At 33.0% G+C, this 24,084-nt stretch carries 21 protein-coding genes; 15 read left to right on the top strand and 6 right to left on the bottom strand.

From position 1 onward, the window contains the following. Positions 1-93 precede the first annotated feature (93 nt). Positions 94-633 (top strand): Crp/Fnr family transcriptional regulator, encoded by a 540-nt coding sequence (locus tag ABD690_RS12515; RefSeq protein ID WP_344730928.1) that lies wholly within the window; start codon positions 94-96, stop codon positions 631-633. Positions 634-731: 98 nt separating this feature from the next. Next, complete coding sequence (locus ABD690_RS12510) at positions 732-1,292, top strand: YceI family protein (RefSeq protein ID WP_344730927.1); 561 nt, start codon at positions 732-734, stop codon at positions 1,290-1,292. A gap of 45 nt (positions 1,293-1,337) precedes the next feature. On the opposite strand, the gene ABD690_RS12505 is transcribed toward ABD690_RS12510, so the two are convergent. Then, positions 1,338-2,690, bottom strand: a complete 1,353-nt coding sequence (locus ABD690_RS12505) for a DEAD/DEAH box helicase (protein WP_344730926.1) — start codon at positions 2,688-2,690, stop codon at positions 1,338-1,340. Positions 2,691-2,729: 39 nt separating this feature from the next. Next, positions 2,730-3,617 (bottom strand): aldose 1-epimerase family protein, encoded by an 888-nt coding sequence (locus tag ABD690_RS12500; RefSeq protein ID WP_344730925.1) that lies wholly within the window; start codon positions 3,615-3,617, stop codon positions 2,730-2,732. A gap of 79 nt (positions 3,618-3,696) precedes the next feature. On the opposite strand from ABD690_RS12500, the gene pabB reads away from it, so the two are divergent. From pabB to ABD690_RS12460, 8 genes are all read left to right on the top strand, one after another. Continuing rightward, positions 3,697-4,995, top strand: coding sequence for an aminodeoxychorismate synthase component I (gene pabB / locus ABD690_RS12495; protein WP_344730924.1), 1,299 nt, complete (start codon positions 3,697-3,699; stop codon positions 4,993-4,995). Positions 4,996-5,009: 14 nt separating this feature from the next. Further along, positions 5,010-6,317, top strand: coding sequence for a tRNA lysidine(34) synthetase TilS (gene tilS / locus ABD690_RS12490; RefSeq protein ID WP_344730923.1), 1,308 nt, complete (start codon positions 5,010-5,012; stop codon positions 6,315-6,317). Beyond that, positions 6,314-8,314, top strand: coding sequence for a protein-disulfide reductase DsbD family protein (locus ABD690_RS12485; RefSeq protein WP_344730922.1), 2,001 nt, complete (start codon positions 6,314-6,316; stop codon positions 8,312-8,314). Before tilS ends, ABD690_RS12485 begins: the two co-directional genes overlap by 4 nt. 81 nt (positions 8,315-8,395) lie before the next feature. Then, positions 8,396-10,015: an adenine deaminase gene (gene ade / locus ABD690_RS12480; RefSeq protein ID WP_344730921.1), complete on the top strand. Its 1,620-nt coding sequence runs from the start codon at positions 8,396-8,398 to the stop codon at positions 10,013-10,015. 1 nt (position 10,016) lies between these two features. Continuing rightward, on the top strand, positions 10,017-10,976 hold the full coding sequence (locus tag ABD690_RS12475) for a YheT family hydrolase (RefSeq protein WP_344730920.1): 960 nt from the start codon (positions 10,017-10,019) through the stop codon (positions 10,974-10,976). Positions 10,977-11,015: 39 nt separating this feature from the next. Next, on the top strand, positions 11,016-12,554 hold the full coding sequence (locus tag ABD690_RS12470; protein WP_344730919.1) for a YifB family Mg chelatase-like AAA ATPase: 1,539 nt from the start codon (positions 11,016-11,018) through the stop codon (positions 12,552-12,554). Between the two features lie 49 nt (positions 12,555-12,603). Next, positions 12,604-13,098 carry a hypothetical protein gene (locus ABD690_RS12465; RefSeq protein ID WP_344730918.1) on the top strand — a complete coding sequence of 165 codons (495 nt, stop codon included), beginning with the start codon at positions 12,604-12,606 and terminating at the stop codon, positions 13,096-13,098. A 683-nt stretch (positions 13,099-13,781) separates the two neighbouring features. Beyond that, complete coding sequence (locus ABD690_RS12460; RefSeq protein WP_344730917.1) at positions 13,782-14,594, top strand: sensor histidine kinase; 813 nt, start codon at positions 13,782-13,784, stop codon at positions 14,592-14,594. Positions 14,595-14,596: 2 nt separating this feature from the next. Here the strand turns inward: ABD690_RS12460 and ABD690_RS12455 are convergent, their stop codons facing one another. After that, on the bottom strand, positions 14,597-15,289 hold the full coding sequence (locus ABD690_RS12455; RefSeq protein WP_344730916.1) for an RluA family pseudouridine synthase: 693 nt from the start codon (positions 15,287-15,289) through the stop codon (positions 14,597-14,599). Between the two features lie 79 nt (positions 15,290-15,368). After that, positions 15,369-16,187, bottom strand: coding sequence for a 3-methyl-2-oxobutanoate hydroxymethyltransferase (gene panB, locus ABD690_RS12450; RefSeq protein ID WP_344730915.1), 819 nt, complete (start codon positions 16,185-16,187; stop codon positions 15,369-15,371). Between the two features lie 122 nt (positions 16,188-16,309). On the opposite strand from panB, the gene ABD690_RS12445 reads away from it, so the two are divergent. Further along, positions 16,310-16,774, top strand: a complete 465-nt coding sequence (locus ABD690_RS12445) for a nuclear transport factor 2 family protein (protein ID WP_344730914.1) — start codon at positions 16,310-16,312, stop codon at positions 16,772-16,774. Between the two features lie 2 nt (positions 16,775-16,776). Here ABD690_RS12445 and ABD690_RS12440 read toward each other — a convergent pair whose 3' ends face one another. Both ABD690_RS12440 and ABD690_RS12435 read right to left on the bottom strand, forming a co-directional pair. Beyond that, positions 16,777-18,201, bottom strand: a complete 1,425-nt coding sequence (locus ABD690_RS12440) for an L-serine ammonia-lyase (protein WP_344730913.1) — start codon at positions 18,199-18,201, stop codon at positions 16,777-16,779. 97 nt (positions 18,202-18,298) lie between these two features. Beyond that, on the bottom strand, positions 18,299-18,817 hold the full coding sequence (locus ABD690_RS12435) for a collagen-like protein (RefSeq protein WP_344730912.1): 519 nt from the start codon (positions 18,815-18,817) through the stop codon (positions 18,299-18,301). A 200-nt stretch (positions 18,818-19,017) separates the two neighbouring features. Between ABD690_RS12435 and dnaK the strand changes: the two genes are divergently transcribed. From dnaK to ABD690_RS12415, 4 genes are all read left to right on the top strand, one after another. After that, positions 19,018-20,925 (top strand): molecular chaperone DnaK, encoded by a 1,908-nt coding sequence (dnaK, locus tag ABD690_RS12430; protein ID WP_344730911.1) that lies wholly within the window; start codon positions 19,018-19,020, stop codon positions 20,923-20,925. 68 nt (positions 20,926-20,993) lie between these two features. Next, positions 20,994-21,989: an LLM class flavin-dependent oxidoreductase gene (locus ABD690_RS12425; RefSeq protein ID WP_344730910.1), complete on the top strand. Its 996-nt coding sequence runs from the start codon at positions 20,994-20,996 to the stop codon at positions 21,987-21,989. A gap of 124 nt (positions 21,990-22,113) precedes the next feature. Further along, positions 22,114-23,340 (top strand): class I SAM-dependent rRNA methyltransferase, encoded by a 1,227-nt coding sequence (locus ABD690_RS12420; protein WP_344730909.1) that lies wholly within the window; start codon positions 22,114-22,116, stop codon positions 23,338-23,340. Between the two features lie 209 nt (positions 23,341-23,549). Continuing rightward, on the top strand, positions 23,550-24,026 hold the full coding sequence (locus ABD690_RS12415) for an Hsp20/alpha crystallin family protein (RefSeq protein ID WP_134199166.1): 477 nt from the start codon (positions 23,550-23,552) through the stop codon (positions 24,024-24,026). The last annotated feature ends 58 nt before the right edge of the window (positions 24,027-24,084 follow it).

Raw genomic sequence — 24,084 nt, 5'->3', positions numbered from 1 at the left:
ATAACAACGCTTATTTTATTATTTTTGGCATACAATTACCAAAAACAGTAAATCATTCAACCGCTATTAAATTATATTGAGCAATATATTGAATTGACTTCAGAGGAAATCAATATACTATCTGCTAACGTAACCGAAAGGAAATACCTAAAAGGTCAATACATTCTTCAACAAGGTGATGTTTGTAAACACAGCAGCTTTATTTTAAAAGGATGTACTAAAATGTTTTATGTTGACCAAGCAGGCAATGAGCACATTATAATGTTAGGTGTAGAAGATTGGTGGGTTTCTGATATTGGTAGCTTTATAAATCAAACACCAGCCGAGTTTAATATACAATGCTTGGAGGATACAACATTAGCACAGTTTCATCACGCTACTATAGAAGATGTTTTTAAGCGTGTACCAAAATTAGAGCGGTTTTTTAGAAAAGTTACTGAACGCGGTTTGTCAGCAGCTTTAAATCGTATAATTAGAAACTTTAGCATGACAGCCAAAGAGCGTTATATTTTCTTTAAAGAAACTTATCCCAAGATAGAACAGCGTATTCCACAGTATTTGGTAGCATCTTATTTAGGCATAACCAAAGAGTTTTTAAGCAAAATAAAAAAGCAACTTTCCCAAGAAAGTTAAACTAGTTTAATATCATTTTATAAACTACTTCATTTTTATTCATCTAGTGTCTTAACATCTTTGCATTGTAATTAGTTATAACTATAAACAATATAAAAATGAAAAGAATAACATTAGCAATCATTGCATTTGCAACATTCACAACAACTATGAACGCACAAGAAAAAAATGTAAGTACAACAGAAAGTAAGATTAACTGGAAAGGTTATAAAGTAGGAGGTTCTCACGAAGGAACAATAGCTCTTAAATCGGGAGTATTAACGTTTGATAATGACGTACTAACAGGAGGAACTTTTACAATTGATATGACATCTATTAATACAACAGATTTAACAGGAGAATATAAAGACAAATTAGATGGTCACTTAAAATCTGATGATTTCTTTGGTGTAGCAACATATCCTTCTGCAAAAATTGTTTTTACTAGTGTAAAACCTACAGACAAAACCACTTATAAAGTTACAGGAGATTTAACAATAAAAGGTAATACAAACCCTGTTACTTTTGATTTATCTTTAGAAGGAGATAATGCAAAGGCAACGTTAAAAATAGACCGTAGTAAGTATAATGTAAGATATGGTTCTAAAAGCTTTTTTGATAATCTAAAAGACAACGTTATTTATGACGAGTTTGATATTATAGCAGATTTAAAACTTTAAGAAAAACTTTTAGATTTTAAGCCATCTTGATCAAGATGGCTTTTTTTATTTTCTTTTTTTACGTCTATTAAAGTTTTTGTCGCCTCTTGTTTTAGGCTTTTTATATTTTTTAGCGATTTCTCTTCTATAAGAACCACCTAGGTTTTCTTTTTTGTTTTTTTCTTTCTTCTCATGAAAGGCTGGTCCAGGAGCATCTTCGTCACGACGTTTTAAAGGATTGTTGCGCTCCTTTATTACTGGACGTTCTTCTTCAATAAGTTCAGTGGAAATAACCACATCATCAGGAATTGAAGCTTCGGTAATCTGCATTTGCATTAAATCTTCAATACATTTCAAAGCATCTTGCTCTTTGTCTGTACTGAAAATAAGAGCGTGTCCTTCACGTTCAGCACGTCCTGTTCTTCCTATACGATGCATATAGTTTTCAGGAAAGTTTGGTGTGTCAAAGTTTATAACATGAGAGACGTTATCAATATCTAAACCACGAGCCATAACGTCGGTTGCAATAAGAATACGGTTTTCACCAGCTCTAAACTGCTCAATACTTCGTAATCTATAATTTTGGGTTTTATTAGAGTGTATTACACAAACTTCATCATAAAACGTACTATTTAAGGCGTCATAAAGTCTATCAGCCATTTTTTTAAAAGCCACAAAAATTAATACCTTATTATAAGTGTCTTTATCTTCTAATAAATGTGTTGTTAAATTAAGCTTGGTGTAATAATTAGGTACTTGATATTTTACTTGAGATATGTTTTCTAAAGGCGTACCAGACACAGCAATAGAAACACGTTCAGGAGCTATAAAAAAGTCGGTAATTAAAGCGTCAACATCTTCGGTCATGGTTGCAGAAAACATAATGTTTTGTCTGCGTTCAGGAAGAATATCAAATAAATTAAGCAATTGATGTCTAAACCCTAAATCTAGCATCACATCAACTTCATCTATAACTATTTTTTGAATAGATTTTAATTGTAAAGCTCTACTTAATGCTAAATCATATAAACGTCCAGGTGTTGCTACAATTATATCAAGACCTTCTGCAACAGCACGTTTTTGAGTGTTGATGTTTGTACCTCCATAAACCCCTAAAACACGCACATTGATGTACTTTGCTAGTTTTTCTATTTCTTCAACAACCTGTACAACAAGTTCTCTTGTAGGCACTAGTACAAGAACTCTTGGGTTTAATTGTTCAGAATACTTTAAATGACGTAAAATAGGTAGCATATAGGCAAAGGTTTTTCCTGTACCTGTTTGTGCTATACCAACCAAATCCTTTCCAGAAGCAACCTTATTAAAGGCTTGTTCTTGAATTGGTGTTGGAGTTACAAAACCTAAGTCATCTAAAGCATTGTAAAGCGGTGTGTTTAAATTTAAATCTTGAAAAGTCACAATGTGTATTTTGATGCAAAGCTACTACTATTATTCTATTTATTCTAAATGCTTTTTGTTAATCTCTATGCCATATGAAGCCTGAAACTCATTGTTAGGTGCAAGTTTTATGATGCCTTCTTTCTCTGTAATGTTTTGATTACTATCTATATTATCAGCAATACCAAGCCATGGCTCTATACAAATGTAATTTGCTTGAGGTTTTGCCCAAAGGCCTAAATAAGGAAAATCTTGAAAATTCACTGTTAGTATTGGTCCTTTGTTTTTACTTGTAAGGGTAACACTTTTTGATGCTAAATCTTTAAAAATTAACGCATCATTATTAAACATTTGTTTATGTAGCTGTAGCGTTTTTGAGTTTTCTAAAATTGCTTGTGTTTCTAGGTTTAATAATCCAGAGTTATCTAATAAATGCGTTTTTGATGTTTCAGAATGCTCAAATTCTAAAATATAATCTTCATACGTTTCTCCGTCAAAAACAGGGCATTTAAATGCAGGATGTTCACCAAGTGAAAAATACATGGTTTTCGTATCTACGTTTTTAACTTTGTGAGTAATTAAAATATGATGTTCTTTAAGCTGATATGTGGTGTAAAACTCAAATACAAACGGATATATTTGATACAATTCATCGTTTGACTCAAGTTTAAAAGTAAGACTGTCAGCGCCTTGTTTATAGAGTTTAATGTCTTTGTTACGTCTATAAAAGCCATGTCTAGGCAACTTGTAGGCTTTGTCATTAAAATAATATGTGTCTTGTTTTAAACCACCAACAATAGGAAACAAGATAGGAGCAAAGCCACTCCAAATATCAGGGTTGCCGTCCCACATAAATTGCGTGTTATGCTTAACTGAAGTTATACGTTGTAGTTCAGATCCAGTAGGATTTATAGTAATTTGAAGTAATGAGTTTTCTAATGTATACATAGAAGCGATATTTAAAGACCTTTACAAAAATTGCAATATTTTATGGATTCTAATTAACTTTACCATCTAATTTTTTTGATTGAGAGCAATACAGCAACATACGTTTTCTAATATAGAAATTTTTAAAGAAAAACTTTTAACTTGGAGCACACAGTTTCATGAAGTTATTTGGTTAGATTCTAATTATTATACAGAGAAGCACTCTAGTTTTGATGCCGTTTTGGCCGTTGATGCTTTAACAAGTATTCAAACAGATTTTAAAGACGCTTTTAATAAACTAAAAGAATATCAAACAGCAACAAACGATTGGTTGTTTGGTTATCTAACCTACGATTTAAAAAATGATGTAGAGCAGCTAGAGTCTCAAAATTTTGATGGTTTAGCGTTTCCGGATTTATACTTTTTTCAACCTAAAAAACTGTTTTTTATCAATGGCAATAAGGTAACTATAAGTTACTTAAATATGGTTGATGATGAGTTTGAAGAAGATTTGGAAGCTATAAACAAACAAAGTGTTAGTGAGGCAGATACAAGTGTGTCAGAGGCTCCAGTAAAAATTAAATTACGAACACATAAAGATGCTTATTTAGAAAAAGTAGAAGCTGTTTTGGCACATATTCATCGTGGAGATATTTACGAAGCCAATTTTTGTCAAGAGTTTTATGCCGAAAACACACAAATAAATCCATTGGCAACTTATCAAAAACTTGACGCCATTTCAAAACCTCCTTTTGCTACCTTTCTAAAACTTCAGGATACATACTTGTTGTCAGCATCACCTGAACGGTATCTAAAAAAAGTAGGAACAACTGTAATTTCTCAACCTATAAAAGGAACTGCAAAACGCTCTGAAAATAACACAGAAGATCATGAACTAAAAACCCGTTTAGCAAGCGATGAAAAGGAACGTAGTGAGAATATTATGATTGTAGATTTGGTTCGTAATGACTTGTCAAAAACAGCCACAAAAGGCTCTGTAAAAGTAGAAGAGCTTTGTAAGGTTTACACATTTCCGCAAGTGCATCAAATGATTTCTACGGTAACATCAAAAGTAAAAGAAGATACACACCCAATAGATATTATTGCTTCCACATTTCCTATGGGAAGCATGACAGGCGCACCAAAAGTTTCAGCAATGAAAATTATTGAAAAGTTAGAAGACGCCAAACGAGGCTTGTATTCTGGTGCTGTTGGCTATTTTTCTCCCGAAGGAGATTTTGATTTTAACGTCATTATTAGAAGCATTTTATACAATCATACCAATAAGTATGTGTCTTACTCTGTTGGAGGAGCAATCACAGCAAAGAGTGACCCAATGAAAGAATATGAAGAATGTTTGGTAAAAGCTAAAGCGATGCGTCAGGTTTTAGAGAATTAACCTTATTTTTGAACATGCTCAAAGCCTTTAAAACACATATTAATAACAACCTTTCTTTTTTAAATAAAAGCAAACTTCTTATTACCGTTTCTGGAGGAATAGATAGTGTTGTGCTAACATATTTATGTCATAGCTTACAGCTTGATGTGAGTTTAGCGCATTGTAATTTTCATTTACGAGAAGAGGAAAGTGATGCTGATGAGACTTTTGTGATGCAACTAGCAGATAATTTACAACTAGAAGCATTTGTAGAGCATTTTAATACGAATGTCTATGCTAAAACCCAAAAGCTTTCAACACAAATGGCAGCAAGAGAATTGCGTTATGCTTGGTTTCAAGAATTAGCAGCACAATTAGGTTTTGATTATATTTTAACAGCGCATCATGCTGATGATAATTTAGAAACCTTTTTAATAAACCTTACGCGCGGAACCGGATTAGAAGGCTTAACAGGAATTCCAGAAATAAATAAAAATATTGTTCGTCCGTTATTACCGTTTTCTAGAACAGAAATAGAGGCGTATGCTCAAGAAAATAAAATTACTTGGCGTGATGATAGTAGCAATGCATCAACCAAATATTTGCGTAATAAATTACGTCATGATGTAATTCCTACGTTAAAAACAATCAATCCACAGTTATTAGAAAATTTTAGTAAAACCCAACAATATTTATCAGCATCAAAAACTATTATTCATGATGCTTTAAAACAGGTTTATAAACGTGTTGTTACTGAAAAAGAAGGCATGTTGATGTTTGATATTTTAGCATTAAAAAAATTATCTAATCCTAAAGCGTACTTATATGAGTTGCTTAATGACTACGGATTTACAGCTTGGGATGATATTACGAATTTACTAGATGCACAATCTGGAAAATCTGTTAGTTCGCAAACACATGTTTTACTTAAAGACCGAGATTTTTTAATACTTTCTGAAAATCTTAATTCAGAATCAACACCAATTTTGGTAAACCATTTAGAGCCTGTTAAAATTACTTCAGGTGTTTTATCATTTCAAAAGGTTAACGATTTTGTAGATAACGATTTAAATAATATTTACGTTGATAAAGATTTGTTAAAATTCCCATTAACTGTAAGAACGTGGAAAAAAGGCGACTATTTTTGTCCTTTTGGTATGAAAGGCTCAAAAAAAATTAGCAAATATTTTAAAGACGAAAAACTGTCACTTTTTGCTAAAGAGCAAGTCAGACTTTTGTGTTCAGAAGAACAAATTGTTTGGGTAATTGGCTACAGAATGGATAGCCGGTTTAAGATTACCAATAGCACAACAAATATTTTAAAAATAACACTAACTAAATGAAACTCAAACTAACATTATTTCTAACGGTATTCATACTTGCATTTGTATCTCATGCACAAATGTTAAATCCTGTAACATGGACAACCAAGGTAGAAAAACTATCAGACACAGAATATAATCTTGTTTTTGAAGCCGATATAGAAACACATTGGCATTTATACTCACAACATTTACCTGATGTAGGCGATAAAATAACACCAAACCCAACAGAGTTTCTTTTTGATTCTATTGATACAGTTGATAATATTAAACTTATAGGCGATGTTAAGGAGAGTCCATACATTACATCTTATGATAAAGTTTTTGAAGTAGATTTAAATTACTTTGATGAAGAAGCTACATTTATTCAAAAAGTAGAGCTTTTAAATCCAGATCTGAAAACTATTTCTGTAGAAATTTTGTATCAAGCATGTGATGATGCACGTTGTATTTATCCACAAAAAGTTGTTGAGTTTAATTTTGAAAACACCCAAGAAGCAACAACTTCTTTAGAGAATGCTTCAGATGATAAAACACAATCTACGACTGTTTCTGAAGACAATACAAATGAAACAACTTCTAAAAGTTTATTCTCTATCTTTTTCACATCATTCTTTTTAGGATTTTTGGTATTGCTAACACCTTGTGTATTCCCAATGATTCCTATGACGGTTAGTTTCTTTACCAAACAAAGTAAAACCAGAGCGTCAGGAATAAAAAATGCCTTATTATATGGCTTTTTCATTATTGTAATCTATACACTTCTAGGAACTGCTATTTCGGCTATTTTTGGTAGTAATGCCATGTATGAGTTTTCTACAGGTGTTGTTTTTAATGCGATTATGTTTGTTGCCTTGTTAATATTTGCATTTTCTTTTATGGGAGCTTTTGAAATAATGCTGCCAAACTCTTGGGTAAACAAAGTTGATAGTGGCGCAAATAAAGGTGGTATCATCGGAATTTTCTTTATGGCATTAGCGTTAGCAGTTGTTTCTTTTTCATGTACATTTCCTATAGCAGGAACCGCGTTGCTTGATGCTGCGACTAAAGGTGGTATTGCGCCTATAATTAGTATGTTAGGGTTCTCGTCAGCAATCGCGTTACCATTTGCATTGTTTGCATTTTTCCCAAGTTGGTTAAACTCATTACCTAAATCAGGAGGTTGGTTAAATACCGTGAAAGTAGTTTTAGGATTTTTAGAATTGGCGTTTGCATTCAAGTTTTTATCAATGATAGACTTGGTGTTAGAATGGCATTTTCTAGAGCGTGAAGTATTTTTAGCTATTTGGATTGCTATTTTCGGAACTTTAGGATTATATCTTTTAGGAAAAATAAAGCTTCCTCACGATTCTCCTTTAACGCATATTTCTGTAGGAAGACTATGTATGGCTTTAATTACATTAGCGTTTACAGTTTACATGATTCCAGGACTTTGGGGTGCACCATTAAAGCTTATCAGTGGATTTCCGCCGCCAATGAGTACAAATAGCGAGTCACCTTATGGTGTTGGTTATACAAAAAAACAAGTGAGTGCATCTGGAGGCATTGTTAAAAAAGATTTACCAGAGAACGCACATTATGGACCACATGATTTAATTGCATTTCATGACTATGATGAAGGTTTAGCGTATGCTAAAAAAGTAAATAAGCCAATTATGCTTGATTTTACAGGAATAACTTGTGTAAACTGTCGTAAAATGGAAGAACAAGTTTGGATTGAAGAACGAATTTTTCAACAGTTAAATGAAGAAGTTGTACTTATATCTTTATATGTTGATGATAGAAAAAAACTTCCTGAAAGTGAGCAATATGAATCTGAAATCACAGGGAATACTATAAAAACATATGGTCATAAATGGCTAGAATACCAGCAATTAAATTATAATACAAATGCACAGCCGCTATATGTTATTCAAAATACTGAAGGCGAAGATATCAGCGAGCCTGTTGGTTATACGCCAGATGTTAATGAATATCACGATTGGTTAGAAAAAGGTATCCAAGCCTTTAAAAAATAACAGACTTTTTGTTTACTTAAAAAGCGAGATTAGTTCTCGCTTTTTTTTATGTATTTATTGTAGCTTTACACAAATGAGATTATGAAAATTCAAGGACATATTGTAGATATTTTAAACAAACAAATTTTTAAAGGCGAGATAACTTTTAAGGACGGAAAAATTGCGTCTATAGCAGAAAAAGAACACCATGTAAATCAATACATTATTCCAGGTTTTGTTGATGCGCATATTCATATAGAAAGTTCTATGTTAGTCCCAAGTGAGTTTGCTAGGCTAGCAGTTTGTCATGGTACGGTTGCTACAGTTTCAGATCCGCATGAGATAGCTAATGTACTTGGTGTAGAAGGTGTTGAGTTTATGATTGAAAACGGCAAGCAAACGCCGTTTAAGTTTAATTTTGGTGCGCCATCATGTGTGCCTGCAACGCAATTTGAATCAGCAGGAGCTGTTATTGATTCAGAAGATATAAAGCAATTATTAGCAAATCCAGATATTGCATATTTGGCAGAAATGATGAATTATCCAGGTGTTATTCATAATGACCCTGAAGTGATAAAAAAGATAGCTTGGGCAAAACATTACAATAAGCCTGTAGACGGGCATGCACCTGGACTTCGAGGCGATGACTTATCTACCTATATTCAAGCGGGAATTTTTACGGATCATGAGTGTTTTACATATGACGAAGGATTAGAAAAGCTACAAAAAGGCATGAAAGTACTTATTAGAGAAGGTAGTGCAGCTAAAAATTTTGAAGCTTTAATTGATTTGTTACCAGAGCATTTTGAAAATATGATGTTTTGCAGTGATGATAAACATCCTGATGATTTACTAATTCATCATATTAATAAACTTTGCGCACGAGCTATTGCTAAAGGAATTGATATATTTAAAGTGTTGCAAGTTGCTTGCGTAAACCCAGTTAAGCATTACAATTTAGATGTAGGTTTACTTCAATTGGGCGATGCAGCTGATTGTGTAATAGTAGAAGACTTGAAAAACTTCAAAGCTTTACAAACATACATTAACGGTGAGTTGGTTTATGATCATGGCGAATCAAAAATTCAACAAACACCTTTCAGAATTCTTAATAATTTTAATACAGATAAAAAATCGTTATCAGATTTTAAAGTTGCTTCAAATGCATCTAAAATACGTGTTATAGAAGCGTTAGAAGGACAATTAGTAACCAATGAGTTAATTGAAGATGCCTTAATAGAAGAAGATAATATCATATCTAATGTTGAAAAGGATATTTTAAAAATGACCGTTGTCAATAGATATAATAACGATAAGCCAGCGATGGCTTTTATAAAGAATTTTGGATTAAATGAAGGCGCTATAGCGAGTTCAGTAGGCCATGATTCTCACAATATAATTGCAGTGGGAGCAAATGATGACATGATTTGTAAAGCTGTAAATTTAATTATAGAAAATAGAGGCGGTATTTGTGCCGTTTCAGAGACTGAGTCGCAAGTAGTGCCACTACCAGTAGCAGGAATTATGAGTGATCAAGATGGCAAAACTATTGGAAAACAATATGCTGAATTAGATAAGCTTGCCAAACAATTAGGTAGTACATTGCATGCACCATATATGACATTAAGTTTTATGGCGCTGTTGGTGATTCCTTCATTGAAATTAAGTGACAAAGGATTATTTAACGGTACAACATTTCAGTTTACAACATTACAAGTATAATATGCCCGTACTAGAGTCTACTTATAAAACACCGTATTTTTTTAGAAATGGTTTTGTGTCAACTGTGTATTCTGGATTGATAAGAAACGTAAGCGGATTGATACAAGAACGTGAACGTATCACGCTACCTGATGGCGATTTTTTAGATTTAGATTGGAGTCATTCCAAAACAAAGTCAAATAAGTTAATTATTCTATTACATGGGTTAGAAGGTAATGCACAACGTCCTTATATGACAGGAACAGCTAAACTTTTTAATCAAAACGGAATAGATGCTGTTTGTGTGAATTTTAGAGGTTGTAGCGGAGAAGATAATTTAAGTTTTAGATCATATCATTCAGGAGCAACCGAGGATTTAGATGCTGTTATTCAACATGTTTTAAATACAAAAGCTTACGATACCATTTTTTTGAAAGGGTTTAGTCTTGGAGGCAATCTTACATTAAAATATTTGGGCGAACGTGAACATTTACCAATCCAAATAAAAGCAGCTGTTGCCGTTTCTGTACCTTGTGATTTGTATGGTTCTTGTAAAGCACTTCATACGTTAAAAAACAAACCATATCATGATAAGTTTAAAACAGATTTAAAAAATAAATTACTAATAAAACAAAAAAATCATCCAGATAAGCTTTCGGTAAAGACAATAAAATCTATAAAAACTTTAAAAGACTTTGATGATGTTTACACCTCTAAAGCTCATGGATTTAATGACGCTTTAGATTATTATAAGCAGAGTAGTAGTTTGCAATTTCTTCCTCATATCAAAATACCTACACTTATTATAAACGCACTTAATGACTCATTTTTAGCACCAGAATGTTATCCTGTAAAAGAAGCGAAAAATAATGCTAATTTGCATTTAGAAATGCCTAAACATGGCGGTCATGTTGGTTTTCATTTATACAAAGGAGTTTATTATAATGAATCAAGAGCTTTTGCATTTATTCAAGATTTTTAATTTCACTTTTTTTACTATTTTTAAGCAAATCAATCACTTATGCTTAAAAAAGTTTTTGCCAGCGCTGTTTTTGGCGTTGAAGCCTCAACCGTTACTGTAGAAGTTAATGTAGATAAAGGTATCGGTTATCATCTTGTAGGCTTACCTGATAATGCTATAAAAGAAAGTAACTATCGTATTGCTGCGGCACTTCAAAATAATGGTTATAAAATACCAGGAAAGAAGCTTATAATAAATATGTCTCCTGCTGATTTACGAAAAGAAGGTAGCGCGTATGATTTAACGTTAGCTATTGGAATTCTTGCAGCTTCCAATCAAATTCAAGCAGATAATTTAGATCGCTATTTAATCATGGGTGAGTTATCTTTAGACGGCACATTACAGCCTATAAAAGGCGCTTTACCTATTGCTGTTAAAGCAAGAGAAGAAGGTTTTAAAGGCTTTATACTACCCAAACAGAATGCCAAAGAAGCAGCTATTGTCAATAACCTCGAAGTTTATGGCATAGAAACAATAGAACAGGTTATCAATTACTTTGATAAAAATGAACCATTAGAACAAACCATTATTAACACACGTCAAGAATTTGAAAAACAGTTAGATTTTCCAGAATTTGATTTTGCTGATGTAAAAGGTCAGGAAAGTATAAAACGATGTATGGAAATAGCGGCTGCTGGAGGACATAATATAATATTAATAGGCCCGCCGGGAGCAGGAAAAACAATGCTAGCAAAGCGCTTACCAAGTATTTTACCACCAATGACCTTAAGCGAGGCATTAGAAACAACAAAAATACATTCGGTTGTTGGTCGTGTAAAAGAACATACCGGATTAATGGCTCAACGCCCATTTAGAAGCCCGCATCATACTATTTCAAATGTAGCACTTGTTGGTGGTGGTAGTTATCCACAACCAGGTGAAATATCATTGTCACACAATGGTGTATTGTTTTTAGATGAATTACCAGAGTTTAAGCGAGAAGTTCTAGAAGTAATGAGGCAGCCGTTAGAAGATCGTGAGGTAACTATTTCTAGAGCAAAATTTACAGTAACTTATCCATCGTCATTTATGTTGGTAGCAAGTATGAATCCCAGTCCTAGTGGTTATTTTAACGATCCTGACGCGCCAGTAACATCAAGTCCAGCTGAAATGCAGCGTTATTTAAGTAAGGTTTCTGGGCCGTTATTAGATAGGATAGATATTCATATAGAAGTAACGCCTGTACCTTTTGAAAAACTTTCTGATGATAGAAAAGGGGAGTCTTCTGTAGATATTAGAAAGCGTGTAACTAAAGCAAGAATATATCAAACAACACGTTTTCAGTCGTATGAAAATATACACTACAACGCTCAAATGACCACAAAGCAAATAAGAAAATATTGTGCACTAGACGACGCATCAAAAGCTTTGTTAAAGAGTGCTATGGAGCGATTAAATTTATCTGCGCGTGCTTACGACAGAATTTTAAAAGTAGCAAGAACTATAGCAGATTTAGAAGGTTGTGATGATGTGCAAGGCAGCCATATTAGCGAAGCAATACAGTATAGAAGTTTAGATAGGGACGGTTGGTTAGGCTAATTTTTTTATTACCTTTAGCGGGTTATTAATCAACTTTTAATTAAAACTTATGAAAAATTTAGGAACACTTCTTTTGGGGATTATTTTGGGTGTTTTAGGGTATTACTTTTTTTGTGGTACTTGTTGTGGAGATGTTGGTTCTCCACCACCTATTACAAAACCGCAAGGACTCATTACATCAAGTCAAGCTCAAATATTGTCATCAGCATATAATATGCGTTATGAACTGGTAAGCGACTCTGTTTTTGGAGGTCCAAATTTAGATAACCGCTCATCTTGGTACTCTGTTGATGATATTAAAAACTATTTAATTTATGCTGATAGCCAGTCAACAGCTTTAGGGTATACTATGAATGGACTTCGTGTTTATTTAGGAGCTCAACAAGGAAGTAAAAAAATGCCAGGCTATACAACAATGTTTTTTGTGCCAACTGGTGAGTCTACTTCATCGTCTACAAAAGGAGGGAAAAATGATATTCCAGGAGGTGATGGTCTGGATTATGGAGGAGAAGGCCATCCACCAAGTGCAACATACCCACAATAAATTATTATGGAGGAATTTTTAAAACAGAATTATTTTGTTTTAACCTATTCCGTAGAAGGTTTAGCAGCCGTAATAGGATTATTTTGCTTAAAAAAATATAAACATACGGCTGTTAAATATTTTATATGTTTCTTGGTTTATAGTTTTTGTATTGATCTTTTAGGACGATACCCTACATATTTAAAGTCTTTTGGCTATTTTCAGTACATTGATGGTACCATTTTTGAAAAAAATTATTGGTGGTACGCATTGTTTGGAATCACGAGTATGTGCTTTTATTTTTATTACTTCTTTGCAATTTTGAATAATAAATTATTTAAAAAAGTATTTAGGTATGTTTCTATTTTTTTAATTGTATTATCAGTATTACATTTCATAATACATATAGATCAATTTTATAATAAAAACTCTTCTTTTATAAGAATAAATACATCAGTATTAATTATTTTCGGTGTTATTTTATATTTAGTTGAGGTTCTGCAAACAGAGAAAATACTCCTTTTTTTTAAATCTATTAATTTTTACATAAGCAGTGTATTGTTGATATGGTTATTAATTACTACACCACTTACATTTTATGAAATCTATTTTTCAACTGCCGATTGGAATTTTGTGTTCTTAAAAGGACATATTTACTTGTCAGCCAACATGTTTATGTATTTAATGTTTACTTTTGCTTTATTATGGTGCAATCCGGAGAACGATTAGTTAGTACAGCAGCAGAAAGATATCTATTAGTTTATATGATTGGCGTTTTGCTTATTGTATGTTCTCTTATTATCATAATCTTTATAGTTTTTCAAAAGCGAAAAAATAAATTATTATTAGATAAAATAAAGCAACAACAGGCTTTTGAAGAAGAACTTTCTAATACACAAATTGAGATTCAAGAGCAAACGCTCAAAAACATAGGGCAAGAACTACATGATAATATTGGTCAATTATTATCTGTTGCAAATATGCAGTTAAGCATTATGAGTATGCAGATTAATCAAGATATAAAAGACCAATTTACTGAAACAAAAAATGTGGTAAAAGATAGCTTGAGCGAGGTGAGAGCACTTTCAAAATCATTAAACAGTGACGTGATTGTTAATAGAGGTTTTCAACAATCTGTACAAAATGAAGTTGATCGTTTAAATAAATTAAACCTTTTAAAAACAGAGCTTCAAGTGTTAGGAGATAAAACTTTGTTTCCTAAAAATAAAGATAGTATCATTTTATTTAGAATTATACAAGAGTTTATTTCAAATACTATAAAATACGCAAAAGCAGGAACTTTAACTCTTGTTTTAAACTACAATGAAGATAGCTTACTTATTAAAGCTGTTGATGATGGCGTTGGTTTTGATATAAAAGCAGCTGAACTAGGTTCTGGATTGATTAATATGAAAAATAGGGCGAATTTAATAAACGCTACATTTCAAATTGATTCTGAAATAAATAAAGGAACAAAGCTAACGGTAAATTATCCTTATAAAAATTCAAGTATCTAGCTTTATAAACAAGCATCCCATACAGGATCATTTGGTAAAGGAGCAATTACCTTAATGGCTTCATTTTTAACAGGATGAGTGAACTCTAATTGTCTTGCATGTAGACTGATACTACCATCTTTGTTGCTTCTGTCAAAACCATATTTTAAATCACCTTTAATAGGACAACCTATGCTAGATAGTTGCACGCGTATTTGGTGATGTCTTCCTGTTTCAAGTGAAATTTCTAATAAATAATAATTGTCTAAAGCTTTGAGTGTTTTATAGTGTAGAATAGCTTTTTTACTATCAGAAGTTTCTTTTATATAAGCTGTAGATTTATTGTTTTTAGGGTTCTTTTTTAACCAATGTATTAGCGTGTCGTTTGCTTTTTTTGGTTTGTTTTTTACAAGTGCCCAATAGGTTTTTGTCGCCTTTTTTTCAGAAAATAATTTGTTTAGTCTAGGCAATGCTTTGCTTGTTTTTGCAAACATAACAATACCTGTTGTAGGTCTGTCAAGTCTATGCACAACACCTAGATATACGTTTCCGGGTTTTTTGTATTTTTCTTTAATATAACTTTTTACAACTTCAGATAGGGGTTTGTCTCCAGTTTTATCACCTTGAACAATATCACCAGCACGTTTGTTAACAATAATGATATGATTGTCTTCGTATAAAACTTGAAGATTATCTTTGTTAGAGCGTAGTTTCATTGTTTTTTTTAAGGGATTAAACTTTTTTAGAATGTCTTTTGATTCTAATTAGATAATCAAAAAAATATGAAATAATAATTTAATATTGTTCTGAATCACTAGGGAAATCAACAGCTTTAACATCATCAACGTATTGCGTGATAGCTGTAGTCATATCATCATATAAGTTCATGTAACGACGTAAAAATCTAGGTTGAAACTCATAAGTCATTCCTAGCATATCATGAACAACTAAAACTTGACCATCAACACCATTTCCAGCTCCAATGCCTATAACGGGAATACTCACGCTTTCTGCAACTTCTTTTGCTAATTTTGCAGGTATTTTTTCTAATACAATAGCAAAACATCCAGCTTTTTCAAGCATTAAAGCATCTTCTTTTAATTTTTTAGCTTCGGCTTCCTCTTTAGCTCTTACTGTGTAAGTTCCGAATTTATATATTGATTGCGGTGTTAAACCTAAATGTCCCATAACAGGAATTCCTGCATTCAGTATACGCTTTATAGATTCTTTAATCTCTTTACCTCCTTCTAATTTTACGGCATGACCTCCTGATTCTTTCATTATTCTAATAGCAGATCGCAACGCTTCTTTAGGATCACTTTGGTAACTACCAAAAGGTAAATCTACAACCACTAAAGCTCTATTTATAGCTCTAATAACTGAAGATGCATGATAAATCATTTGATCTAAAGTAATAGGTAATGTTGTTTCATGACCAGCCATAACATTACTAGCAGAATCACCAACCAAAATAACATCAACGCCAGCACCATCAACAATCTTTGCCATGGTATAATCATAAGCTGTAAGCATAGATATTTTCTCGCCTTTAGACTTCATGTCAACTAATGTCTTGACTGTGATTCTTTTATATTCTTTTTTTGCTACTGACATAATATATGTTTAAAATTGGTCTGTAAAATTAAGAAATTCAAAGCGTATAATGTTAAACTTTTCCTTATTTCAACTGAAAACAACTATTGATAATTTATTTTAGGTCTTCAAAAATTAAGATTATGACAAGAATAATACGTTTTATTGCTTTTTTGATAGTGACAACGGCTATTGGACAAAACTCTGTTGATGTTGAAACACAGGTAAAAAATTCCGTAGATACTTTTTTTGAAGGTTTTCATAAAGGCGATACACTACTTATGAAATCAGTATTAGCCAATAAGGTTGTTACTCAAACTGTTACCAAAAACAAAGAAGGAAAAACATTGTTAGGTACAGAAAGTATGCAAGATTTTTTGAAAGTAATAGGAGCTAGACCAGCAAATCAAAAATGGAAAGAAAAGTTATTGGATTATAAAATTCAGGTAGACGGCAATATGGCACATGTTTGGACGCCTTACGAGTTTTGGTTTAACGACAGTTTTAGTCATTGCGGTGTTAATTCGTTTCAACTATTTAATGATAACGGCACTTGGAAAATTATTTATTTAATAGACACACGAAGACGAGCAGGTTGTCAAGATTAATTTTAACAATCCACTAAATTTACACCAACAGCTAAACCGCCTTCACTGGTTTCTTTGTATTTGGAATTCATATCTTTTGCAGTTTCCCACATAGTATTTACCACTTTATCAAGCGGAACTTTTACATTATTAGGGTCAGTGTCTAAAGCTAATTCTGCAGCATTAATTGCTTTTATAGCTCCCATAGAGTTACGTTCTATGCATGGCACTTGTACCAAACCACCAATTGGGTCACAAGTTAGCCCTAAATGATGTTCCATAGCGATTTCGGCAGCAACTAGAACTTGTTCAGGAGTTCCTCCAAGTAATTCACACAAAGCTCCAGCAGCCATTGCAGATGATACTCCAATTTCAGCTTGACAACCGCCCATAGCCGCACTAATAGTAGCCCCTTTTTTAAAGATACTGCCAATTTCTCCAGCAACCATTAAAAAACGTTTTACATGTTCAAAATCAGCTTCATGGTTTTCAATAACCATATAGTACATTAATACCGAAGGTATCACACCAGCGCTACCATTAGTTGGAGCTGTAACAACACGACCTAATGAGGCATTTACCTCATTTACAGCAAGTGCAAAGCAGCTTACCCATTTTAATATTTGTCTAAACTTTACTTCTGTTTTCCTAATAACCTGCAACCACTCTTGAGGTGTTTCATAAGGTAAATCCCCTTTGAGCTTTTGGTGCATATCATAAGCGCGACGTCGCACATTTAATCCTCCAGGAAGATTTCCTTCTGTATGACAACCTACATACATGCATTCTAGCATGGTGTTCCAAATTCTTTCTAACTCAAAGTTTATAGAGTTTTCTTCTCTAATAGATTTTTCGTTTTCCCAAACAACACCAGATATTGGTAATTGCAGTTGGTTGCAGAAATCTAAAAGTTGAACACCATTTTCAGTAGGATAAGGAAATGTACAATAAAAGATGATTTTATTGGCTTTAGCAACTTTTCGTTCTTCTTGTACAACAAATCCGCCTCCAATGGAGTAGTATGTAGACTTATAATTTCTGCCATTTATGGTTGCTGTAAATGTTAAAGCATTGGCATGAAAAGGTAAAAACTTCTTATTGAAAGTTATATTTGTTTTTGTATCAAACGCTATAGGCTTTTCGTTATTAAATAAAAGCGTGTTTGTGTTTTTAATAGCTGCAATAATAACATCAATAGTATCAACAGGAATGCGTTCAGGATCAGCACCACTTAACCCTAGCATAACAGCATAATCTGTAGCATGACCTTTTCCTGTTAAGGATAAAGAACCATACAAGTCAACAGATATTTTTTCAACTTTATCAAATCTGTTTTTATCTTTTAATTCTTTAATCCAACGTTCAGCAGCGCGCCAAGGTCCTAATGTATGAGAACTAGAAGGCCCAACGCCTATTTTTAACATATCAAAAACGGAAATACACTCCATGTACGAAAACGTTTTAGGGTTTGCCGCAAATATACATTTTGTTCTTGAAGAATAGCAATAAAAAAGAGGTTTCTACCTTATGGTATAACATGTTTTTTTAGAGTTTTACAAACTCTTTGATGTCATAAGTGTTTATTACAGAGTTCAAATTGGATGTATTTGTTTTACTTAAAGCATCAGCAGGTAAAATAACAATTCTAAAAACTTGATTTTGTGTGTAAGATGCCGCTAATGTAGAAAGATCAAAGTTACCATCAATTAGTAATTGTACATCTGCGTAAGTGTGGTTAAATATATATTGAATTGTATCTGTATCACTTATAAAAAAGTTTTGAGGAAGTGGTGACCAAGTTTCAGTAGGTTGTCCATCAATATCAACAATACCTTCTAGTCTATAAACTAAAACTACATCACTATCTAATATATCATAAGGTAGTGGTATAATGGCTTCTTGTAAACCAGTATCATTAAAATATTCAAAATCAATATTATCAACCTCATAAGATAATGCAGCATATTCGTCAGCATTAATTCCAGGAAGTCCTTGTGGGCCTTGATCTCCTTCACAAGCAGTTAAGGTTACAGTCAGGCATAGTATTGCGATAAGTTTTTTCATGTGTAATCTGTTTTTTTAATTTTTTATAAAGTTACAAACCATACTTCTTTTATATGGTATAATTAGCGTTTTATTATGAAATATGACATCGTGTCATATTTTTTGTCATGGCACAATCATTGACTTATACAATCCGAATTAAAATTAGAACACAACATTTCTGCGAAAGCGGAAATCTTAAAAACAAATAAAAACAAATTATGAGTAAAATTATTGGAATCGATTTAGGTACAACAAACTCTTGTGTTTCTGTAATGGAAGGTAATGAGCCAGTTGTAATTCCTAACGCAGAAGGTAAGCGTACAACACCATCTGTAATCGCTTTCGTAGAAGGTGGTGAAATTAAAGTTGGTGACCCAGCAAAGCGTCAAGCAGTAACAAACCCAACAAAAACGGTTTATTCTATCAAGCGTTTTATGGGTAACAAATATTCTGAATCAAAAAATGAAGCAGAACGCGTACCTTATAAAGTAGTAAAAGGTGATAACGATACACCAAGAGTTGATATTGATGGTCGTTTATATACACCTCAAGAATTATCAGCAATGATTCTTCAAAAAATGAAGAAAACAGCTGAAGATTATTTAGGTCAAGATGTAAGTGAAGCTGTAATTACAGTTCCTGCATACTTTAATGACTCACAACGTCAAGCAACAAAAGAAGCTGGTGAAATCGCAGGATTAAAAGTTCGTAGAATTATAAACGAACCAACTGCAGCAGCTTTAGCTTACGGATTAGATAAAAAAGGACAAGACCAAAAAATTGTAGTATTTGACTTTGGTGGTGGTACACATGACGTGTCTATCCTAGAATTAGGAGATGGCGTTTTTGAAGTATTATCAACAGATGGAGATACGCATTTAGGTGGTGATGATGTTGATGAAAAAATCATTAACTGGTTAGCAGATGAGTTTCAGGCAGAAGAAAGTATGGACTTACGTAAAGACCCAATGGCTTTACAACGTCTTAAAGAAGCTGCTGAAAAAGCAAAGATTGAATTATCATCTTCTGCACAAACAGAAATCAACTTACCTTACGTAACAGCTACAGCTAGCGGACCAAAGCACTTGGTACGTACATTAACACGTTCTAAATTTGAGCAATTAATTGACGATTTAGTAAAACGTACTATTGAGCCATGTGAGTCTGCATTAAAATCAGCAGGTTTAAGTAAAAGTGATATTGACGAAGTTATTTTAGTTGGTGGTTCTACACGTATTCCTGCAGTACAAGAAGCTGTAGAAAAATTCTTTGGTAAAAAACCAAGTAAAGGTGTAAACCCAGACGAAGTTGTATCATTAGGAGCTGGAATCCAAGGTGGTGTATTAACAGGTGATGTAAAAGACGTACTTTTATTAGACGTAACACCATTATCTCTTGGTATTGAAACTATGGGTAACGTAATGACCAAGTTAATTGAAGCGAATACAACTATTCCAACAAAGAAAAGTCAAGTATTCTCAACAGCAGCAGACAATCAGCCATCAGTAGAAATTCACGTATTACAAGGTGAGCGTCCTATGGCAGCAGACAACAAAACAATTGGTCGTTTCCATTTAGATGGTATTCCACCAGCAAAACGTGGTACTCCACAAATTGAAGTAACGTTTGATATTGATGCTAATGGTATCATTAAAGTATCTGCGACTGATAAAGCAACTGGTAAATCTCAAGATATCAGAATTGAAGCGTCTTCAGGATTAACAGAAGATGAAATCCAAAAGATGAAGCAAGAAGCAGAAGCAAATGCTGAAGCTGATGCAAAAGCAAAAGAAACTGCTGATAAATTAAACAGTGCTGACGCTATGATTTTCCAAACTGAAAGTCAGCTAAAAGAATTTGGTGACAAATTATCTGATGATAAAAAGAAACCAATTGAAGAAGCACTTGAAGAATTGAAGAAAGCTTACGAAACAAAAGATATCGCAGTAATTGATCCAGCTTTAGAAAAAATAAATGAAGCTTGGAAAGTAGCTAGCGAAGAAATGTACAAAGCACAAGCTGAAGCACAACAAGGTGCAGCAGGAGCAGAGCAACCTCAAGGTGCAGCAGGAGCATCTAACGAAGGTAGCGATGTAGAAGATGTAGATTTCGAAGAAGTGAAATAAGCATAACTATCATAACATTTGAAAAAGCGCAATCAGTCATGGTTGCGCTTTTTTATCCCCAAAAAAATATGAAAAGACAAATTCCTTATTCTATATTAGAATTGGCTACTGTAGCAGAAAATACTACTATTCAAGATACTTTTGCTAACAGTTTAGATTTAGCTCAACAAGCTGAAAAAATGGGATATCATCGTTTTTGGCTTGCCGAACATCATAATATGAAAAGTATTGCAAGTTCAGCAACTTCAGTGTTAATTGGTCACATTGCTGGAGGTACAGAAAAAATACGTGTAGGTTCTGGTGGAATCATGTTGCCTAATCATTCGCCACTAATTGTTGCAGAACAGTTTGGTACTTTAGGTAACTTATATCCTAATCGAATTGATTTGGGTTTAGGTCGTGCTCCAGGAACCGATCAGGAAACAGCTCAAGCTATCAGGTCTGATAGAATGACAGCTGTATATCAATTTCCTGATGAAGTGAGTCGAATTCAGAATTTTTTCACAAGTTCTTACAGAGGTAAAGTTCGTTCATATGTTTCGGAAGGTGTACATGTGCCGTTATATATATTGGGTTCTAGTACAGATAGTGCTTATGTTGCTGCAAAAAAAGGACTGCCTTATGTGTTTGCTAGTCACTTTGCACCAGCACAGTTAAAAGAAGCTCTAAACATTTATCGTCAAAACTTTAAGCCTTCTGCATATTTAAAAACACCCTATACTATGGCAGGAATTGGTGTAATTGCAGCCGAAACTAATGAGATGGCAGATACGTTATCGTCATCAATGTATCAAATGATTTTGGGTGTACTTACAGGAAATATCGATTATGTAAAAGCTCCAAGTGTTATAACGCCAGAAATGCGAGATGTTATTAACCATCCTAAAGTACAGCAAATGACACATTATAGCTTTATAGGAGATAAGGCTACAGTAAAATCTAAAACAAAGCAATTTTTAGAAGATACCAAAGTAGATGAGTTAATTGCTGTTTCGCATATTTACGACCATCAAGATAGGGTTGCGTCATATCGTATTTTTTCTGAAATCATGCAGGAGTTATAAGGTTTTTATTTTCTGGGTTTATCTAGTGAATTTTACGAAACTCAACACATATTATGTAAAAAACAATCATCTGCTTGATTGTTTTTTTTATTTTCAAACACTTACTTTTATATAAAAATTATATATGCCATTTTCACCAAAAATTCAATCAACGTATCAACCTAAACGATTAGCTGTAAAACTCACGGCAAAAGGCGAGCAGTTTGTTTTAAACGTGCATCCTTGGGTCTTTTCTAACAGTATTGTTAAGATAAATGACGATGCAAAATCAGGTGATTTGGCAATTGTTTTCAATAAGAATAAAAATAAAGTTATAGGTTTAGGCTTATACGATGCGTCATCACCAATTCGTATTAAAATGCTACATAGTGGCATGGAAAAAGCTGAAATTAATACAGCGTTTTTTAAGCAAAAGATTGATACCGCTTTTGAAAAACGATTAGATTTATTACAAACCACAACCAATAGCTACCGTTTATTATTTGGAGAAAATGACGGTTTCCCAGGTTTGATTGCTGATGTGTATGCATCTGTTTTGGTCGTTAAGCTATATTCTGAAATTTGGTTACCCTATTTAGCAGCCATATTGCCAATGCTTCAAGAAACAGCACAAGCCAAAACGGTTGTCATTAGATTAAGTCGTGGATTACAAAACTCCAAAGCACATCAACTAAAAGATGGCGATGTAGTTTTTGGAACGTTAGAAAATGAAGTTGTTCAGTTTGTAGAGCATGGCGTAAATTTTTCGGCAAACGTTATTAAAGGTCATAAAACTGGTTATTTTTTAGATCATCGCGAAAACCGAAAACGCGTAGGAGCATTAAGTCAAGGTAAAACAGTGTTAGATGTATTTTCATATGCTGGCGGATTTTCGGTGCATGCTTTGGCTAATGATGCTACAGAAGTGACAAGTTTAGATATTAGTGAGCAAGCCCTAGAAATTGCTATTGAAAACGGCAAGCTAAACACCTATTCAGGGATTCATAAAACCATTGCTGGCGATGCTTTTGACGAAATGCAAAAACTGATTAATGTAGGTAAAACCTTTGATGTAGTAGTGATAGATCCTCCAAGTTTTGCCAAACAAGCATCTGAAATAGCATTAGCCAAGAAAAAGTATGCGCAATTAGCTGCTTTAGGAGAACAGTTAACAGCTAAAAAGGGTATGTTAGTATTGGCTTCGTGTTCGTCAAGAGTGCAATATCAAGCCTTTTTTGATATTAATTCGCAAGCTTTAAAACAAACTGGCAGACCATTTCAATTACAGTTAAAAACACAACACGATAGCGACCATCCAATTGGATTTCCAGAAGGTGCTTACTTAAAATGTGGTTACTATAAGCTTGGGTAGTTCATTATAGACTAACTAATTATTAGCATGTTTAAAATGTCAAATTGACAATATTTTTGTGTGTAAAGTTTTTTAAATCAGTTGGTTTAGCAAATGAAATGTTAAAATAAATGACAAATATTCATTTTGGTATTTTTTTTGAAATATAGCATCATGAAATCAGATTAGATTTCAAATTTGAAATAATGTTTAACTTAAATTTTTTAATTATGAGCAATTTAGTAACTGTTCCAAAAAATGGAAGTTTAGCAACTACAAATTCAAATTTAAACTTCCCAACATGGTCTAATTGGTTAGATGATTTATTTAATAGAGAATTACCTTCGGTTTTCACTTCCAACTTTAATACTGGAATTACCTTACCAAAGGTAAATATTAGAGAAACAGCAGACGCTTATTATGTTGAAATGGCTGTTCCTGGACTTAAAAAATCAGATTTCCAAATAGATTTAGACAATCAAGTTTTATCAATATCTACTGAAGTAAAGCAAGAAAATGAACAAAAAGAAGCGAATTACACGCGTAGAGAGTTTGGTTACTCATCATTTAAACGCACCTTCACATTACCTGAAACAGTAGATGAGGATAAAATCCAAGCAAGTTACACAGAAGGTATTTTAAATATTCTTTTACCTAAAAAAGAAGAAGCCAAACAAAAACCGGCTAGGACTATTAAAATATCTTAAGTGTTTTTTCTAGAGTTTTAATACTATATTCAAGAAGAGGTTCATAGACAATCTCTTC

This window comes from Corallibacter vietnamensis (assembly GCF_039537875.1).
Taxonomy (GTDB): Bacteria; Bacteroidota; Bacteroidia; order Flavobacteriales; family Flavobacteriaceae; genus Corallibacter; species Corallibacter vietnamensis.
The sequence above is the reverse complement of the archived record's forward strand: the minus strand, read 5'-3'. Positions and strand labels throughout refer to the sequence as shown.

Bases quoted from the DNA above. Each gene is read 5' to 3' on its own strand.
- ABD690_RS12445 (WP_344730914.1), top strand. From the start codon at position 16,310: ATGACAAGAATAATACGTTTTATTGCTTTTTTGATAGTGACAACGGCT.
- ABD690_RS12420 (WP_344730909.1), top strand. From the start codon at position 22,114: ATGCCATTTTCACCAAAAATTCAATCAACGTATCAACCTAAACGATTA.
- dnaK (WP_344730911.1), top strand. From the start codon at position 19,018: ATGAGTAAAATTATTGGAATCGATTTAGGTACAACAAACTCTTGTGTT.
- ABD690_RS12500 (WP_344730925.1), bottom strand. From the start codon at position 3,617: ATGTATACATTAGAAAACTCATTACTTCAAATTACTATAAATCCTACT.
- ABD690_RS12465 (WP_344730918.1), top strand. From the start codon at position 12,604: ATGAAAAATTTAGGAACACTTCTTTTGGGGATTATTTTGGGTGTTTTA.
- tilS (WP_344730923.1), top strand. From the start codon at position 5,010: ATGCTCAAAGCCTTTAAAACACATATTAATAACAACCTTTCTTTTTTA.
- ABD690_RS12440 (WP_344730913.1), bottom strand. From the start codon at position 18,201: ATGGAGTGTATTTCCGTTTTTGATATGTTAAAAATAGGCGTTGGGCCT.
- ABD690_RS12460 (WP_344730917.1), top strand. From the start codon at position 13,782: ATGGTGCAATCCGGAGAACGATTAGTTAGTACAGCAGCAGAAAGATAT.
- ABD690_RS12425 (WP_344730910.1), top strand. From the start codon at position 20,994: ATGAAAAGACAAATTCCTTATTCTATATTAGAATTGGCTACTGTAGCA.
- ABD690_RS12415 (WP_134199166.1), top strand. From the start codon at position 23,550: ATGAGCAATTTAGTAACTGTTCCAAAAAATGGAAGTTTAGCAACTACA.
- ABD690_RS12435 (WP_344730912.1), bottom strand. From the start codon at position 18,817: ATGAAAAAACTTATCGCAATACTATGCCTGACTGTAACCTTAACTGCT.
- ABD690_RS12455 (WP_344730916.1), bottom strand. From the start codon at position 15,289: ATGAAACTACGCTCTAACAAAGATAATCTTCAAGTTTTATACGAAGAC.
- ABD690_RS12510 (WP_344730927.1), top strand. From the start codon at position 732: ATGAAAAGAATAACATTAGCAATCATTGCATTTGCAACATTCACAACA.
- ade (WP_344730921.1), top strand. From the start codon at position 8,396: ATGAAAATTCAAGGACATATTGTAGATATTTTAAACAAACAAATTTTT.
- ABD690_RS12470 (WP_344730919.1), top strand. From the start codon at position 11,016: ATGCTTAAAAAAGTTTTTGCCAGCGCTGTTTTTGGCGTTGAAGCCTCA.
- ABD690_RS12475 (WP_344730920.1), top strand. From the start codon at position 10,017: ATGCCCGTACTAGAGTCTACTTATAAAACACCGTATTTTTTTAGAAAT.
- ABD690_RS12485 (WP_344730922.1), top strand. From the start codon at position 6,314: ATGAAACTCAAACTAACATTATTTCTAACGGTATTCATACTTGCATTT.
- panB (WP_344730915.1), bottom strand. From the start codon at position 16,187: ATGTCAGTAGCAAAAAAAGAATATAAAAGAATCACAGTCAAGACATTA.